Source organism: Paenibacillus sp. TSA_86.1, from assembly GCF_052691815.1.
In genome coordinates, this window is the sequence record NZ_JBQZGE010000012.1 from 47,362 (window position 1) to 62,493 (window position 15,132).

Annotated in this window: 15 protein-coding genes; 7 read left to right on the plus strand and 8 right to left on the minus strand. The window is 47.0% G+C overall.

Going from position 1 to position 15,132, the window contains the following annotated elements:
* Positions 1-72: 72 nt before the first annotated feature.
* The 4 genes from cysK to ACUTVW_RS19985 form a co-directional block, all read right to left on the minus strand.
* A complete protein-coding gene (gene cysK, locus ACUTVW_RS19970) occupies positions 73-1,047 on the minus strand; it encodes a cysteine synthase A (protein ID WP_445647390.1) in 975 nt (324 codons plus the stop codon).
* Positions 1,048-1,263: 216 nt separating this feature from the next.
* Positions 1,264-1,650 (minus strand): hypothetical protein, encoded by a 387-nt coding sequence (locus tag ACUTVW_RS19975; protein WP_445647391.1) that lies wholly within the window; start codon positions 1,648-1,650, stop codon positions 1,264-1,266.
* Positions 1,651-2,282: 632 nt separating this feature from the next.
* Complete coding sequence (locus ACUTVW_RS19980) at positions 2,283-2,516, minus strand: hypothetical protein (protein ID WP_434750405.1); 234 nt, start codon at positions 2,514-2,516, stop codon at positions 2,283-2,285.
* Positions 2,513-3,550, minus strand: a complete 1,038-nt coding sequence (locus ACUTVW_RS19985) for a nucleotide-binding protein (protein WP_445647392.1) — start codon at positions 3,548-3,550, stop codon at positions 2,513-2,515. Before ACUTVW_RS19985 ends, ACUTVW_RS19980 begins: the two co-directional genes overlap by 4 nt.
* A gap of 912 nt (positions 3,551-4,462) precedes the next feature.
* Between ACUTVW_RS19985 and ACUTVW_RS19990 the strand changes: the two genes are divergently transcribed.
* Complete coding sequence (locus tag ACUTVW_RS19990) at positions 4,463-5,191, plus strand: YitT family protein (RefSeq protein ID WP_445647393.1); 729 nt, start codon at positions 4,463-4,465, stop codon at positions 5,189-5,191.
* 200 nt (positions 5,192-5,391) lie between these two features.
* Here the strand turns inward: ACUTVW_RS19990 and ACUTVW_RS19995 are convergent, their stop codons facing one another.
* The gene (locus ACUTVW_RS19995) at positions 5,392-5,880 is read right to left on the minus strand and encodes a DUF2188 domain-containing protein (RefSeq protein WP_445647394.1); all 489 of its coding nucleotides are present in this window, start codon (positions 5,878-5,880) and stop codon (positions 5,392-5,394) included.
* A 220-nt stretch (positions 5,881-6,100) separates the two neighbouring features.
* Here ACUTVW_RS19995 and ACUTVW_RS20000 point away from each other — a divergent pair, with 220 nt between their 5' ends.
* On the plus strand, positions 6,101-6,649 hold the full coding sequence (locus tag ACUTVW_RS20000) for a TetR family transcriptional regulator C-terminal domain-containing protein (protein WP_445647492.1): 549 nt from the start codon (positions 6,101-6,103) through the stop codon (positions 6,647-6,649).
* An 81-nt stretch (positions 6,650-6,730) separates the two neighbouring features.
* Positions 6,731-7,966 (plus strand): MFS transporter, encoded by a 1,236-nt coding sequence (locus ACUTVW_RS20005; RefSeq protein ID WP_445647395.1) that lies wholly within the window; start codon positions 6,731-6,733, stop codon positions 7,964-7,966.
* A 160-nt stretch (positions 7,967-8,126) separates the two neighbouring features.
* On the opposite strand, the gene msrA is transcribed toward ACUTVW_RS20005, so the two are convergent.
* Positions 8,127-9,089: a peptide-methionine (S)-S-oxide reductase MsrA gene (msrA, locus tag ACUTVW_RS20010; protein WP_445647396.1), complete on the minus strand. Its 963-nt coding sequence runs from the start codon at positions 9,087-9,089 to the stop codon at positions 8,127-8,129.
* A gap of 245 nt (positions 9,090-9,334) precedes the next feature.
* On the minus strand, positions 9,335-9,946 hold the full coding sequence (locus ACUTVW_RS20015) for a TVP38/TMEM64 family protein (RefSeq protein WP_445647397.1): 612 nt from the start codon (positions 9,944-9,946) through the stop codon (positions 9,335-9,337).
* Between the two features lie 234 nt (positions 9,947-10,180).
* On the opposite strand from ACUTVW_RS20015, the gene ACUTVW_RS20020 reads away from it, so the two are divergent.
* Entirely contained in the window at positions 10,181-11,119 is a 939-nt protein-coding gene (locus ACUTVW_RS20020) for a Gfo/Idh/MocA family protein (RefSeq protein WP_445647398.1), read from the plus strand.
* 111 nt (positions 11,120-11,230) lie between these two features.
* The gene (locus ACUTVW_RS20025; RefSeq protein WP_445647399.1) at positions 11,231-11,545 is read left to right on the plus strand and encodes a hypothetical protein; all 315 of its coding nucleotides are present in this window, start codon (positions 11,231-11,233) and stop codon (positions 11,543-11,545) included.
* 97 nt (positions 11,546-11,642) lie between these two features.
* Here ACUTVW_RS20025 and ACUTVW_RS20030 read toward each other — a convergent pair whose 3' ends face one another.
* Positions 11,643-12,461 (minus strand): AraC family transcriptional regulator, encoded by an 819-nt coding sequence (locus ACUTVW_RS20030; protein WP_445647400.1) that lies wholly within the window; start codon positions 12,459-12,461, stop codon positions 11,643-11,645.
* 191 nt (positions 12,462-12,652) lie between these two features.
* Here ACUTVW_RS20030 and ACUTVW_RS20035 point away from each other — a divergent pair, with 191 nt between their 5' ends.
* Together ACUTVW_RS20035 and ACUTVW_RS20040 are read left to right on the plus strand one after the other, a co-directional pair.
* Positions 12,653-13,765 (plus strand): Gfo/Idh/MocA family protein, encoded by a 1,113-nt coding sequence (locus tag ACUTVW_RS20035; RefSeq protein WP_445647401.1) that lies wholly within the window; start codon positions 12,653-12,655, stop codon positions 13,763-13,765.
* A gap of 381 nt (positions 13,766-14,146) precedes the next feature.
* Positions 14,147-15,115, plus strand: coding sequence for a sugar phosphate isomerase/epimerase family protein (locus ACUTVW_RS20040; RefSeq protein WP_090922589.1), 969 nt, complete (start codon positions 14,147-14,149; stop codon positions 15,113-15,115).
* Positions 15,116-15,132: the final 17 nt, after the last annotated feature.

The following is a 15,132-nucleotide window of genomic DNA, read 5'->3' on the forward strand; positions in this document are numbered from 1 at the left end:
AAACATTCGTAGGGGAGCAAGGGCTTTTTTGGTGTTGTTTAGGCTTTTTTGGATCGATGCCGTGCCTCTTTGTTAAAAAATACCCATGCTCAGATACCGTTCCCCGGTATCCGGCGCAATGCAGAGCACGCGGTGCCCCGGCCCCAATTCCTTCGCGATGCGAAGGGCGGCCCACACCGAAGCGCCAGACGAAGGGCCGAGCAGCAGCCCTTCCCGGGCAGCAAGCTGCCGCATCGTATCCAGTGCGTCCTCATCGGACACCTGGATGATGGCATCCCATATGTCGGTATTCAAGATGTCCGGGATGAAGCCCGGACTTGTACCGACGAGCTTGTGCGGTCCGGGCTCGCCGCCGGACAGCACCGGGGAACCTTGCGGCTCCACCGCATAGATGCGGAGGGCGGGAAGCTGCTTGCGCAGTTCTTCGCCCGTTCCGGTGATCGTGCCGCCGGTTCCGGCTGTAGCGATGAAGGCGTCTAGCCTGCCATCCATCTGCTCTATAATCTCGGGCGCCGTCGTGATCCGGTGGATATCCGGATTCGCCTGATTCTCAAACTGCTGCGGAATAAAGCTGCCCGGCAGGTCGGCTTGAAGCTCCTTCGCTTTGCGAATGGCTCCAGGCATCCGCTCCGCAGCAGGCGTAAGCACAACCTCAGCACCGTAAGCCTTCAAAATGTTGATGCGTTCCTTCGACATGTTGTCCGGCATGATGAGGATCGCTTTGTAGCCTTTGGCCGCAGCATTCATCGCGAGGCCAATCCCGGTATTACCGCTGGTCGGTTCGATAATGGTTGCCCCAGGCTGTAACAATCCGTCTCGTTCAGCCTGCGTGATCAAGTTGTAGGCCGCACGATCCTTGACGCTGCCGCTCGGATTGAAATACTCCAGCTTGACGAACACGTCAGCGGAATCACTGCCTGTGAGCCGGCTGAGCCGAACCGCTGGGGTCTGGCCGATTAACTCAGTCACATTTGCTGCTACGAGCGGATGTGGCTTTGTATTATTTTTCGAAAGTGAAGGTAAATGTGAATTTGAACTTCTATCCATAAAGTACAGCTCCTTGATTGAACAGACGTTGAGGGCATATCCGTTTCCCGGATGGGAATGGTGGGATATGTCTTCTCCATCTTAATGACAGAGCGCGCAATGGTCAACCTGTTCAGCAGTCACTTGCCTGGAATATGGAGTCTCGGAAGAGCCTGGCTTCTTTCATCTGCTGGCTTGGGAACAAATCACGCCTCATACCCCGAAAACCAATCGTACTCAGGTTTGTGTCAGATCCATCTGCAGATGAAGACTCAGCTCTTTTTTGACCTCGTTACGTGCAAATGTCCATAGCATATAGAACCGCTGTCCGTATCCCCTGCACAGATAAACGGTTTCAATGCCATCTTTTCCCCGTGTCTCCTCCAGAACTTTCACTCCGCGGTTTCTCATCTGTTTGCGTAACCCCAGCATTTCCTTAAGAACCTGATTCTGAATGCGGGTGAGGGACAGAATATAGACCTCAGGCATTTTTAGGAGCAGCGTATCCAGTGTTCGAATATCCCGTTCCAGTACATCGAGCAAAAGCGTGCGCACAACCATTCCTTTGATCAGGCGATGATCTTCGTCTGAAGGAGAGGGGGCGGAAGTAGAAGAGGATGCCATACGTTCACTTCCTTAACCTATAATTGGAATTAAATGTTTACAGAACATGTGTTCCTATATTATAATCAATATATGCAATAGAGAACCGTTATACAACCGAGAAATAATGGAAATGAGACTTGAGAGAAGATAGGAATATTCCTTCTTTGCGGAGCGGCATAAGGTTAGAAGGCTTCTAGAAAGCTTTGCAGCGGTGTGTTTACGGATAGAGAACTGGATCGATTGCAATAAAAGAAGTGTACGATTTGTGATACAGAATGTGTGATGTGTAAGATGTAGAGCATAGCATTTGTGGTTTACGGTTTGGAGGTTGTAGTTTAAGAAGTTGTAATTTGAGGGAGTTTGGGGTTCGGTAAGTTTCAGTGAAAATGGACAAGCTTGAACCAAAATTTAGGTATAATTTATGGGTTTTGCAGGAAACCTAAGGTCAGAAGCAATCGACTTCTTGGTCTAAAGGTATGGAAAAGGAAACAAAAAAGCCCAGCCGTGGGGGCGGGGCTTGATCAACATGTTGCCGTTACAGCGGCAATGTGAATGGAATGGTTATACACCAATGATAGAAATCAAGTGAAAAGTCTGATGATAGTACAGTCCTCTATTGAAGCTAAAGTTCAGTGGATATGCTGCCAAAATCAAGCAAGATATTGAGGTTTCTCGTAATACGCCTCTTTTTCTAAAATGACCTTGTAAGGCCGCTCTTTACCCTTGAGTGAAGGGCCTATCGTAATGAGCGGCACAGCCGGTTTGTGGAAACGTTCCTCTTCCTTTGGTTCCGGAACCGGTCGTGATGAATCAGGCGCAGAACTAAGGCGAACTTTCTTCTCGCTGCCCCAGCGCTTGCTTATTTTTTTCATTTCCGGTTTCATTCCGGTTCGCCTCCTAACAGATCGTTGATGGCGTTAAACAGTTGACGATTTTGCAAGTCAATGTGCTGAAATACCGCCTCATCCGCTTCAATATGACCAATAATGTGAACGGTAATTACATACCTCTTGGCTACAGGATAGCATAGCAGGTACTCTTTCTCAAGGTAATCGTCGTACAGATTGACTTTGATTTTGTTTTCCTGATATGAATCGACAACGAGAATACGTTTAGGATCATCCGGCGGTTTGTCATCATTCGCGGACAAGTCGTATTTTCTGCCCGGTTCTCCAACATTACCACATAATTGCTCAATATAACCATTACCGTCTGTACGATAGATCGCGGTACCGCGGACAGTGAATGGCGGACATGAGACAAAGGCACTTCGTAGTGCATCACTCATCCGTTCTAACATCTGGGCATCTGCTTTGCGTGTGCGCAGCAATTCTCTAAAGAAACGCAGCAGTTTGAATAACTGTAAGCGGGCTTGATCTTCAGAGCGTTTATGATTCTCGATAATACGCTCGGCTTCGGGATCACTCCAGCGTCCTTGTTCTTCAATGCTGTCTGCAATTTTGGAGCAGGCCACGGATACAGCAGGGGCCCACTTTCCGTCAGAACGAATCTCATATACCAGTGGATTCAATCCGAGCAGATCGGTCGGCATCCGCAGTCCTTCGATTTTTGCAGCATCCTTGATATCTGTAATATCCTCAGGAAGAATGAAAAAAATACGTTTTCGTCCCAGACGGCCCATGAATAGACCCATTTCAAGCATTGTATTATCCCGAACCGATGCATAGTACTTTCCGCGAATTTTGGATATGTCATCCGGATGGAAGATAAAAATGGCAAAGTCCGTTGTGCGCACTTCGGCTTCCAGATCGTCCATGGTGTAGCTGCTTGGATTAAATACCCCCGAATACCACGGGGTGACTTCGGCTGAAAAACGCAAGTTTTCGTGTACAGCGGCTGCAATCGGCTTCGCTTCCAGCGAGCAGCCAATAAAGACTCTTGGCTTTAACGTTTTCATCAATCCGCCTCGCTTAAACGGTAATGGGATTCAATTGTTATATTATACCATAAAAAGAAGAGTAAGTCTGGAAACGTTTGAATTTGATTCGTCGTTACCGTTTGTTATAGTGTATGTGCATCAGGAAAAGGATTCCTTTACTAACGAGCAGAAAATAAAAAAAGGCCCGTAATTGTCACAGTTGGGTGACTGCACTGTTATATTTGAAGGCTTTGGTCATAGAATAAAGGAGCAGGTAGCACCATTTGTAAGCATTGCTTATGCCCGCGTGCCTGTATGACGGCTGGAGCAGTCCAGAGACTGCTTTATGCGTGTTTTTGCTGGGTTGCTTGTTTAGACCCAGTTCCATTGGTGTTATATAATAGAAGTACAAGCAAGTTAGCTTTGGTGTTTAAGCAGAATTGAATGATTACAGGTTTGGAGTCACGTTTGAACTTATATTCACACAGGAACGGAGAGTGCAGAACCCATCTGTAGAAGCGAAGCGCTCGCGTTTATCACAGGATTTTTCCTTTTGAAAAAAGGAATCAAAAAAATCCGGGGATAACAGCGATCGAAAGAGGGTACTGCAATCGGAGTGGTTAGGTGTGAAACAAGGTGTTCAATGTTGTGCCTCTGTAATGTTTCAGTTCGTTTAACCAAGCACAGCTAACCACAACACACAGAAAGGATCAGGATACCATGAGTCCCCGAAGGACAATCTCCCCAAGGACAATCTGGAAACGTTACGATCTCTCATACACATAGCGCCCCTTGTAGAGTAAACCAACCGGTTCAAAAAAACGGCTGACTCTGCGAAAGAGGGGATTGGGATGAATATTCGAAGGACGTACACGATGATTTCTTCCAGGCTTACCTTTTGCAGGGTACGGTCGGTCTAAAAAACCAACTACAAACTGCGAGGGAACCTGTATGAAGAGAACATCGTTAACCTTACAACACGTTAAGACAGAAGCGATCAAGTTTGCAATTATGCTGCTTGGTACATTTATTTTGGCATTTGCTTATTATCACATTAACTTTCAGAATCATTTATCGGAGGGCGGATTTGTCGGTCTGGCCCTGCTCGGAAAATATGCAACGGGTTTATCGCCGGCGATCGGCATGTTGCTGCTCGACATTCCTGTCATGATCCTGGCCTGGTTCATTAAAGGCTGGAAATTCATGATTCAAGCGATGCTTGGTGTGGGTGCATTTTCCCTATTTTACGACGGCTTTGAGCGATACTCCACATTGGTGATGAATTTTAACGGAAACCTGTGGATTCCTGCTGTGCTGTCCGGTGTTTTGACCGGGATCGGTGCGGGAATTGTGCTTCGTTTTGGTGGAGCGACAGGTGGAGACGACATTCTCGCTGTGCTCGTTAGCCGCTGGAAGGGATGGAAGCTGGGAACGGTTTTCTTTGTCAGTGATGCGTTCGTTCTGGGATTGTCACTCTTCTTTCTTCCGGTAAAAGAAACTTTATATACAATTCTGGCTGTATGGATTGCCAGCAAAATGATTACGTATGTGGTCAGTGTGCCGACTCGCGGTACGGTTGTTACAACATCCGCTGTAAAATTGCCGATCCCGTCCGTTGCCGCCAAAGCGGTCAATGTGGCTACAACACGGACTTCCGTGGCACAAGGCGTAACGCATTGAGTATGCAACTCAGAATAACCCATGGCTTATATGGCGTAAAAAGTATTCGGGCTTTATCAAGCTTTGACTGGCTTGAAGCAAGCTTTGATTTGGAGAGGAAATCCCTTTTGTCTGCAGATTCCGCAGCAAGAGGGATTTTTTGTTATGCATGCTGAATGGCTGAGTAACCAAAGAATGCTCATGAACTAAAGAGCAGTACATTACGGTTTAAGAGAACGGGCAATTTGTCCGTCCTGATTATGAATGATGGCCCGAATATGCTGTTTGCTGCTCCATGCTTTGGCTGCATCCACGGCATCTGCTTTCGTATCATAGGTGGAATGATAGTCCGAGGTACCTTCCTGTTTAATAGCCCAGCCCGAATCCGTAGGAACAACATGGATGTTGTCATGACTTTTGGATGAAGAGACGGGTTCGGAGTGACGCCGCTCTTTGGAAGAGGTATCCGAGCGGGTGGTCCCTTTAGTGTTTTTCTTAGAAGATGTGGCAGAAGATGAATCGGAGCCCGAAGCCTTGTCATCAGGATGATTTTCATCCCATTCCTCTGCTTTGGCTGTGGCAATGGCAATGGCCCGCCCTTCCTCATAACGGTCTTCGAGTAGAGCGTTTGCGATTTCAATGGCTTTATGCCGGACGCGCGGTTTCAAGTTTTTCATCGATACGGGGTAATCATGTTTATTCCATGGCATAGGTTGTCCCTCCTGAATCGTATGGGTTAGTAGTATATTACCCTCAGGGAAAAGGGATAAACGTAAACCGTTTCTCGCCTCTTTCTATGCCTATAGGTATATTTATTGACAGGAAAATTTGCTCATGCTAATATTAGACCGAATAGTCGGTTTTCTTCAAAGGAGAGGATAGTTTATCGAAGTCAAACGGAGAAAAGACGTTGCTCAGATCAAGAAAGATATCGCTCGCAACACCAAAGAGCTTTTTGCCCAGAAGGGATATGGAGCCACTTCGATGGAAGACATATGTACCATTAACAATCGGAGCAAAGGCAGCATCTATTATCATTTCAAAAGCAAAGAAGAGCTGTTTATGTATCTGATCAAGCTTAATAACGAAGACTGGATGAATGAGTGGCTTGAGAAAGAGTCCCGGTACAAGACGTCTGTTGAGAAACTGTACGGACTGGCCGATCATTATGTAGATGACATGGCAAATCCGCTGAATCATGCGATTAACGAATTTGTCTCGGGTCAGATCGTTAGCAAGGAAATGATGGATGATATGCTTTCACTGATTCGCATACCCTATGCAACCTATGAGCGGATTCTCTCCGAAGGCATTGAAGCTGGGGAACTGAAACAGGGGAGTCCGCAGGACATAATGCATATTATTTACGGTCTGTTCAACGGACTCAGTACGCTGTATTTTGAGAAAGAGTTAGATGAAATCCGGCGTTTGTACCATATCGGGATAACCAGTCTGCTAACAGGCATTCAACAACGTTAACGAGAAAAAACTGATGTCATGTCAGTTTTTCTTTTTAAATATTAATAAACCGGACAGTCGGTTTAAAAAGGGGGATGGAACATGAGTACGTTATTAAGAAACAGAGCTTTTCTAATTATCACCGGATCAGACTTACTGCAAAACCTCGCGATATGGATACGAAATATGGCAATCCTCTACTATATTATGGATCAGACACAAGGAAACCCGGTTGCAATCTCCCTGATTACCGTATTAGAATATGCTCCAATCTTTGTGTTTTCCATTATTGGCGGCGCACTCGCGGATCGCTGGAATCCGAAACGTACGATGATTATAGGGGATGTACTCAGTGCCTTGTCGATCGTGATGATTATTGCTATTTTAAGCTCCGGATACTGGCAGATCCTTTATGCAGCAACGCTGGTTTCGTCCATTGTCAGTCAGTTTTCTCAGCCCTCATCGGTCAAGATTGTCAGACGGAATGTAAAAAGGGAACATGTACAGTCGGCGATCGCCATAACGCAAAGCGCAAACTCCCTTTTTCTCATTTTGGGGCCAGTGGTGGGTACCTTTATCTATACGGCCATGGGCATTCAGACATCCATGTTGGTACTGTTGATATTGTTTATTGCTTCTGCGGTACTCCTCACGTTTCTCCCCAAGGATGTTACCAAGCGTGAGACAGGTACTTCTTTGCTTTCTGAGATCAAAGAGGGATGGCAATACGTCAGTCAATCCCGTTCACTTAAAATGTTAGGTCTGGTGTTTGCCTGTGTGGGCCTTTCTGCGGGTCTAATTAATCCACTTGCCATCTTCCTGGTTACAGAACGATTGGGACTGGAGCAGACTGCGCTGCAGTATCTGTCAGGTGCATCCGGGCTTGGCTTGCTCATCGGCGGGGCAATTGCAGCGACTGTCAGCAGCAAGTTGAATCAAACGAAGACCTTAATCGTTGGACTGCTTTGTCTCGCAGTAACGATGATGGGGGAAGTTATATCCAGTTGGCTTTGGTTAACGATGGGCCTGACCTTCCTGAGTTCCATTAGTCTCGCTTTTATAAATATCATTATCTCTTCCTATATGGTCAGCCGGATTGATGAGCACGTCATTGGACGGGTGAATGGAACCATTACCCCGTTATTTATGGGAACAATGTTAATTGGATCTTCGCTTGCTGGTGTGATTATGAATCATACTTCGCTGCTTATCGTGTATGTGATCTCGATGACCATTATGCTGCTGAGTATGATCCCGGGTTTAAGAGTGCGGTTTAACGATGATGAAATCCCGGCCGATGGTGGCAATGGGGCAAAAGGGGAAGGGGTACTATATTAAGCTAATGTGATGAAAAGTAGATTACACACTCACATGCTCAGCTCGAAAGAATCGAAGCCTATCTATTCGTGAAAATTAAAAAAAGAGCAACGGGATCAACCCGCTGCTCTTTTGGCATATATCCATCTCCGTTTATTCACACCGTTGATCCTGGACAAACTTATTCAAACAGAACGCGATATTCGCCGTAGCCTTCTTTTTGCAAATCCTCTTTCGGTACAAAACGAAGTGCCGCGGAGTTAATGCAATAACGCATACCGCCAGCTTCTGCAGGGCCATCATTAAACAGATGTCCGAGATGGGAATCTCCCTCACGGCTCCGTACTTCGGTACGAATCATGAAATGGCTGAGATCTGTCTTTTCCTTCACATTGTAGTCCCGAAGTGGACGTGTGAAGCTTGGCCAGCCGCAGCCGGAATCGTATTTGTCAGTAGAGCTGAACAAAGGCTCCCCGGATACGATATCGACATAGATACCATCGCCATGATGATCCCAGAACTCATTATGAAACGCGGGCTCCGTGGCATTGTTCTGTGTCACCTCATATTGCAGGGGAGTCAGAACCTGCTTCAGCCCGCTTTTGTCCACGTTACCCGACCAGTTACGCTCAATAAAGTCCTGGCGGCCGGAGCCTTTGCTGTAACGTTTGTAGTGAGCTGGGTTTTTGCGATGATAATTCTGGTGATGCTCTTCGGCTTCATAGAACGGTTTGGCTGGCAGGATCGGAGTGAAGATGGGTTTGTCAAAACGCCCGCTCTGCTCCAGCGCAGCTTTGGATGCTTCAGCGATCTTGCGCTGTTCTTCACTGTGATAGAAGATCGCCGTTTGATAAGATGATCCGCGGTCATGGAACTGCCCACCTGCATCGGTCGGATCAACCTGCTGCCAGAAGAGCTCGACCAGTTTCTCGTAAGGGAAAATGGACGGATCAAATGTGATCTGTACCGCCTCCACATGACCTGTCGTTTCCGAGCAGACTTCCTCATAGGTTGGGTTCTCGGTATGTCCACCTGTATAGCCCGAAACGATCTTATGAATACCAGGCAGTTCTTCAAAAGGGGATACCATACACCAGAAGCATCCACCTGCAAATGTTGCTTTGTCCAATGATTGTTGTTCCATGCGATGTTCACTCCATTTCTGACGAAGATCTGGCGCTTGCACTCGAACTATTGCGTTGCTTCGCTTGTATGCATACCCGTAACATTCGCTCAAGTTCGAAGATGCACTCCAGCAATCCTCGTTATATTTAAATTTTGAAATATAAAGTTTTGACTTACTCTTCTATTATATCCCGAATGGTCAAGTCAACCAAGCGGGATCACGTAAGCAGGCATGAATCAGGCCATGTGGCTGCCAGCAGATACTCATGCTTTTTTACGTGACCGGTAACGGAACAAGAGCAAGATCATAGCCATAACGATCATATATCCGCCCAGTATCCCCAAACTCAGCCAGATCGATGATCCAGCTTGTGCACCTGCGTATGCGAATACAAAGATTGCGGGCATTTTGCCAATCGCTGTCGCAGCCATGAACACCCAGAATGGGGTGAATGTTATACCTGCATAGATATTAACGGCCATCTGAGGCACAACAGGTAGCAAACGCATTGACATCACGCCCATGAACGGGTGTGCCTCCATCCAGGCGGTAAAACGATTCAAGCCACGAATACGTTCAAGATAGCCCCGAGCCTGTTCCCGGAAAATGGTTCTTGCCCCGGCATAGACAAGCATCGCTGCCAGCGTTGTGCCGAGCCAGCAGATCCATGCCGCCATGGTTATTCCGTAACTGTACCCAAAAGCGATAATAACAATCTTGTATGGAATGACAGGTACGAGGGCAAACAGGGTCGCCATGGCAAGTAAAAGCGGGATGGACTGATGGCCATCGGTCCATGCCAGCAGTTCATATCTGTAAATAAACGTGACTCCGGCAAGTAAAACATAAACGAGGAGCCATAACCATTTTCGCAAAAGCCAAACGCTCCTTTCAATTCAGACCCTTGGATGACACCGAGTCTCATCCGGTTCTGCCGTTCTTCTTAAGTTTACCACGCCAGGCCATCCTGTGAACAATGCAGACAACCTTTACCGCAGATCACTGGCAAGTTAGAGACGGAGAGGTTACACTATAGGACGTGGAAAGTCATAGGTCGGATTTCGAAATCAGGCTGACGAATGAATTTAGTTGAAGGTGGAATGCTCATCATGGAAACGATCAAGCGTACCCGAATTGCGATTATCGGACTCGGAGGAATCGCACGTAAAGTATATTTGCCACTACTCTCTGTCCATCCGCGTGTAGATATTGTTGGTATCATGAACCGGTCACCTGAACCGGTAAAGGAGGTTGGACAGGCATATCGAATTGAACGAGGCACAACCGATCTGAAAGAGCTGCTGTCCTGGGAACTGGATGCGGTATTTGTACATACAGCAACGGAAGCTCATTTTGAGATTGTCATGGCGTGTCTGGAGCAGGGGCTGGCGGTTTATGTAGATAAGCCATTGTCTTACACTCTTCGGGAATCGGAAGAGATGACTGCATTTGCAGAGGCACAGGGGCTGCTGCTCGCTGTCGGGTTCAACCGCAGGTTCGCACCGATGTATCAAAAAGCAAAAGAATGGATGCAGGATGGGAAGGGTTATGAAACACTCAGCCTGACCAAACACCGCACAAGCATACAGGATCGCCCAGCTGCCGAGACCATCTATGATGATCTCATTCATATGCTGGATCTGATGTTATGGTACGCAGATAACGATGTGCAATTGGTGCACAATTGGCTTCGCCAAGATGATCAGGGCCGATTGATGCATGCGGCTGGAACGGTCAAGCAAGGGAAGACTGCGCTCGCCCGATTCGAAATGGTACGTGCTGCAGGTGCGGATCTGGAGAAGGTGGAGATGCACGGCGGGGCAAGATCGGTAGAAGTGGTGAATATGGATACGGTTTTCTATGCAGAACAGGGGAGCCTGGAAACGAAAGAGAATTTTGGAAGCTGGGAAACGGTGCTGGAACGCAGAGGTTTTGCCGGAGCTGTAGATCATTTCCTTGCATGTCTGGATACACCTGATGACTGCCAGATCAGTGCAAGTTATGTTATGGACAGCCATGAGTTGGCTGAAAGGCTGATTAGAGAGTAGATTCAAGTACTTTATTTAGAGAAGCACAGTCTATTTTAGAGTAAGTTACCCAGGTTTATTTTAAATAAAAAAAGCAAGTTAGTTTAATCAGGCAAAGGAGTGCGCAGCCGCATGGATGAGTATCAGAAGGAACGCAACAAACAGATTGAGGAAGCCGTCATTGAGACATACAAGCAGGAAGAAGAGATGATGATTCTGGTCTTTGCCCAGTGGTGTGTGAACAACGGACTTGACCCCGAAGAGATATACCGGCAAGCGTACCCGGATCAGCATAGTAATGAGCGTTTGCAACAAGTGCAGAAGTTGATTGTATCCAAAGAAGAAGCCGGAGATATTCCGGACGATACGGTGCTTGGTGTGCTGTCTATGTTTGGCAACGAGGACCTCGCCATGGTCGTATCCGAGGCCATCGCCGCGCGCAAATAGTTTCATGTGACGTATACTGTAGCATTACCAATACGGTATACCCATGGAACTGATGATGATTTGATTCGTGATTACGTTTCTCACATCAAGGCCATCGTTACATCTGTTCCCGGTGAATCAGGCGAAATTCCTTCGGAGACATGCCGAACCGGGAACGGAATACTCGATGGAAGTATGTATAATTGTTAAAGCCGGAGGATTCAGCGACCTGCTCCAGGGTCATCGGACTGAAAATAATCCGTTCTCTGGCCATGTTAAGCCGCACATCCAGCGTATATTGCATGATGCTTTTGCCGAATGTTTCTTTAAAGAGGTGCACCCCACGCGAGACGCTGATGCCCAGATGTGTTGCCACATCGTCCAGTTTAAACAGTGAAGAAGCATTTTCCTCGATATAATTTTTGATTTCGTGAGCCACATAATTTGTTTTTGTATTGGTCGGGTGCTCTGATAACAATCGATCCACTTCAAGACACAGAATACGCATGTAGTAACTTGAAATCTCAGGATAAGGATTGGACAGGCGACGCTGCTCCAGAGTCAGCTGCCTGAACAGGGTTAACAGGCTCTCGGACAACTCAACCTTGATGCGGGTTGGCCGTTTATGGCGTTTCCACCACTCATCCACCCAGGAACCGTTGAAAAAAATATGATAGTCCCCACTCTCCACAAGCCGCTCCCCCATAGGATTGTACTCATTGTCTATTCTCAGTTCATAAGGCTCATCCGGGTCAAAAAGAAGCAAATCACCTGCGTCCACCATGGACATGGAGCCATCAATACGAGCACGGCACCGCCCATCCGTTTGCAGTCGCATCAGGTAATTCTTCACCCCGTCCAGTTGAACCATACTATAAGGTTTACGATGGAATGAAAAGCCAGCTGTAAGAACTTGGCAGGAAAAGTCTGTAGGCATAAGTGTACTCCTTGTGTAATTTCAAAATTATGACCAGATAGTTCATGTTTCAATCATATTATTCATTTTAATTGAAGCGCAAACAGAATACCATAGACTTAGTGTTAAGCAACATAAACGAACAATGGTTACAACAAGCATTTTAAACAGCTGAACATGACTCTTACATGCGTAAGGAGATGAACATCATTGTGGAGAAAATGAAAGCAGGCATCATTGGATGCGGTAATATCAGTGCAATTTACTTGGAAAATTTCAAAACGAATCCGTATATCGAAATTGTGGCGGTCGCTGACCTAATCCGTGAGCGTGCTCAGGAACGGGCAGATGAATTTAATATCGCAAACGTTTACAATGTAGATGAGTTGTTACAACATGAGGAGATTGAGCTTGTGCTGAACCTGACGGTTCCTGGCAGTCACGCGATGACTGATCTGGCTGCTTTGGAGGCAGGCAAGCATGTGTATGCTGAAAAGCCGCTGGCCATTTCGCTGGAAGATGGGCGAAAAGTAGTCGAGCTTGCCGAGGAAAAAGGACTGTACGTTGGCTCTGCGCCGGATACGTTCCTGGGCTCGGGCATCCAGACTGCTCGTAAAGCGATTGAAGAAGGCTTGATTGGTAAGCCGATTGCGGCAACGTCCTTCTTCATGGGCGGAGGGCCTGAGGCCTGGCACCCTGACCCTGAGTTTTTCTATGCAGCAGGGGGCGGGCCGATGTTTGATATGGGGCCGTATTATTTGACGGCTCTGATTACATTACTTGGTCCGATTCGCAGGATCAGTGCATCTGCGGGCATTCAGATCGCGGATCGCAAGATCGGCTCAGGCGCCAAAGAGGGAACCACGCTTCGTGTAGAAACACCGACCCATTTGGCCGGAACCATTGATTTTGCAGATGGTGCCATCGTGACGATGATTACAAGCTTTGATATCCGCGGGGCTTCGGATCTGCCACGTATCGAAATCTATGGTACGGAAGGTACGCTTAGTGTACCTGATCCCAACTTCTTTAATGGTGAAGTGAAGCTTCGCCGTTATGGTCAAGATACATGGGAGACGGTCAAGCCGGATTTTGAAAGTGGGCACAACGAGAGAGGTATTGGTGTAACCGAAATGGTGGAGTCCATTCGTGCCGGACGTGAGCACAAAGCAAGCGGTAAGCTGGCATATCATGTGCTTGAGGCCATGCATGCGTTTCAGCGTTCTTCACTCGAAGGCAAGCACATTCATCTGGAGAGCACCTATGACACCGTTGTAACAACCAATGCCAGTCCATCCGAAAATGAAACAGTTGAATCTCATTAATGGATAATGGAGTTTCGAGTTTGAAGATCCATGAGTGATAACGTTGAATTTTCGGGGTAGAATCATGCTTGTTTTTCCACAATAACTAAACAAGCATGAGAACGGAGCAAAAATGCAACAGCGACAGGTTTGATAAACTATATAGTTTGAACATTTTATTTACACAGCAACGGAGAGGACGGAAAAAACCTGAAAAAGCGAAGCGCTCGCCTTTATCACCGGATTTTTCCCTTTAACAAAGGGAATCAAAAAAATCTGGGGATAACAGCGATTGGAAGGTTATTCTGTCATCGGAGTGCTCCGTGTAAAGATTTAGTTCAACATATATAGGAGAGCAAAACACAGCAATCATACACTATCTAAATCAGGGAGGAATTGCACTTGAAACTCGGCGTATTTTTGGTACTATTCGGTGGACGTAAATTGGAGGATGCCCTTGATTATGTAGCTTCCAAGGGACTCAAAGCAGTAGAGATCGGAACAGGTGGACATCCAGGGAACGCTCACTGTAAACCAGATGAATTGTTAAGTAATCCTACAGCACTCAAAAATTTCAAAAATGCAGTAGAATCACGCGGTCTGACGATCAGCGCTCTGAGCTGCCACGGTAACCCGTTGCACCCGCAAAAAGATATTGCGAAGGGCTTCCATGATGATTTTGTAAAATCGGTAGAGCTGGCTGAAAAGCTGGAAGTGCCTGTTGTTAATACATTCTCCGGCTGTCCGGGAGACCATGAGGATGCGAAGTATCCGAACTGGCCTGTTGCGCCTTGGCCGAATGATTTTCAGGAAATTTTGAAATGGCAATGGGAAAATAAAGTGATTCCTTACTGGACCGAGTGGGGTAAATTTGCTGCGGATCGTAACGTAAAAGTAGGTCTGGAGCTGCATGGTGGCTTCTCCGTGCATACACCAGCAACCTTGCTGAGACTGCGTGAAGCTGCAGGCGAAGTCATTGGTGCGAACCTTGACCCAAGCCACATGTGGTGGCAAGGCATTGACCCGGTACAGGCGATTCACATTTTGGGTCGAGAAAATGCAATCCATCACTTCCATGCCAAAGATACAACGATTGATCCGGTAAACGTGAACAAACACGGTGTAACAGATATGCAGGACTATACCAACATGCTGGATCGGGCTTGGCAGTTCCGCTCGGTTGGTTACGGACATGATAACAAAACGTGGGCAGACATTATGAGTGCCTTGCGTCTGGTTGGATATGATTATGTTGTAAGTATTGAACATGAAGACGGTCTGATGTCGGTTGAAGAAGGATTCTCTAAAGCCGTACAAAATCTCCAGCAAGTATTGATCGAGGAACCGCTGGGCGATATGTGGTGGGTTTAGAGCTATACTAGGGGGAA

What these genes read in the sequence shown, in the direction of transcription:
- cysK (WP_445647390.1), bottom strand. Translation starts at nt 1,047, where the DNA reads ATGGATAGAAGTTCAAATTCACATTTACCTTCACTTTCGAAAAATAAT.
- ACUTVW_RS19975 (WP_445647391.1), bottom strand. Translation starts at nt 1,650, where the DNA reads ATGGCATCCTCTTCTACTTCCGCCCCCTCTCCTTCAGACGAAGATCAT.
- ACUTVW_RS19980 (WP_434750405.1), bottom strand. Translation starts at nt 2,516, where the DNA reads ATGAAACCGGAAATGAAAAAAATAAGCAAGCGCTGGGGCAGCGAGAAG.
- ACUTVW_RS19985 (WP_445647392.1), bottom strand. Translation starts at nt 3,550, where the DNA reads ATGAAAACGTTAAAGCCAAGAGTCTTTATTGGCTGCTCGCTGGAAGCG.
- ACUTVW_RS19990 (WP_445647393.1), top strand. Translation starts at nt 4,463, where the DNA reads ATGAAGAGAACATCGTTAACCTTACAACACGTTAAGACAGAAGCGATC.
- ACUTVW_RS19995 (WP_445647394.1), bottom strand. Translation starts at nt 5,880, where the DNA reads ATGCCATGGAATAAACATGATTACCCCGTATCGATGAAAAACTTGAAA.
- ACUTVW_RS20005 (WP_445647395.1), top strand. Translation starts at nt 6,731, where the DNA reads ATGAGTACGTTATTAAGAAACAGAGCTTTTCTAATTATCACCGGATCA.
- msrA (WP_445647396.1), bottom strand. Translation starts at nt 9,089, where the DNA reads ATGGAACAACAATCATTGGACAAAGCAACATTTGCAGGTGGATGCTTC.
- ACUTVW_RS20020 (WP_445647398.1), top strand. Translation starts at nt 10,181, where the DNA reads ATGGAAACGATCAAGCGTACCCGAATTGCGATTATCGGACTCGGAGGA.
- ACUTVW_RS20025 (WP_445647399.1), top strand. Translation starts at nt 11,231, where the DNA reads ATGGATGAGTATCAGAAGGAACGCAACAAACAGATTGAGGAAGCCGTC.
- ACUTVW_RS20030 (WP_445647400.1), bottom strand. Translation starts at nt 12,461, where the DNA reads ATGCCTACAGACTTTTCCTGCCAAGTTCTTACAGCTGGCTTTTCATTC.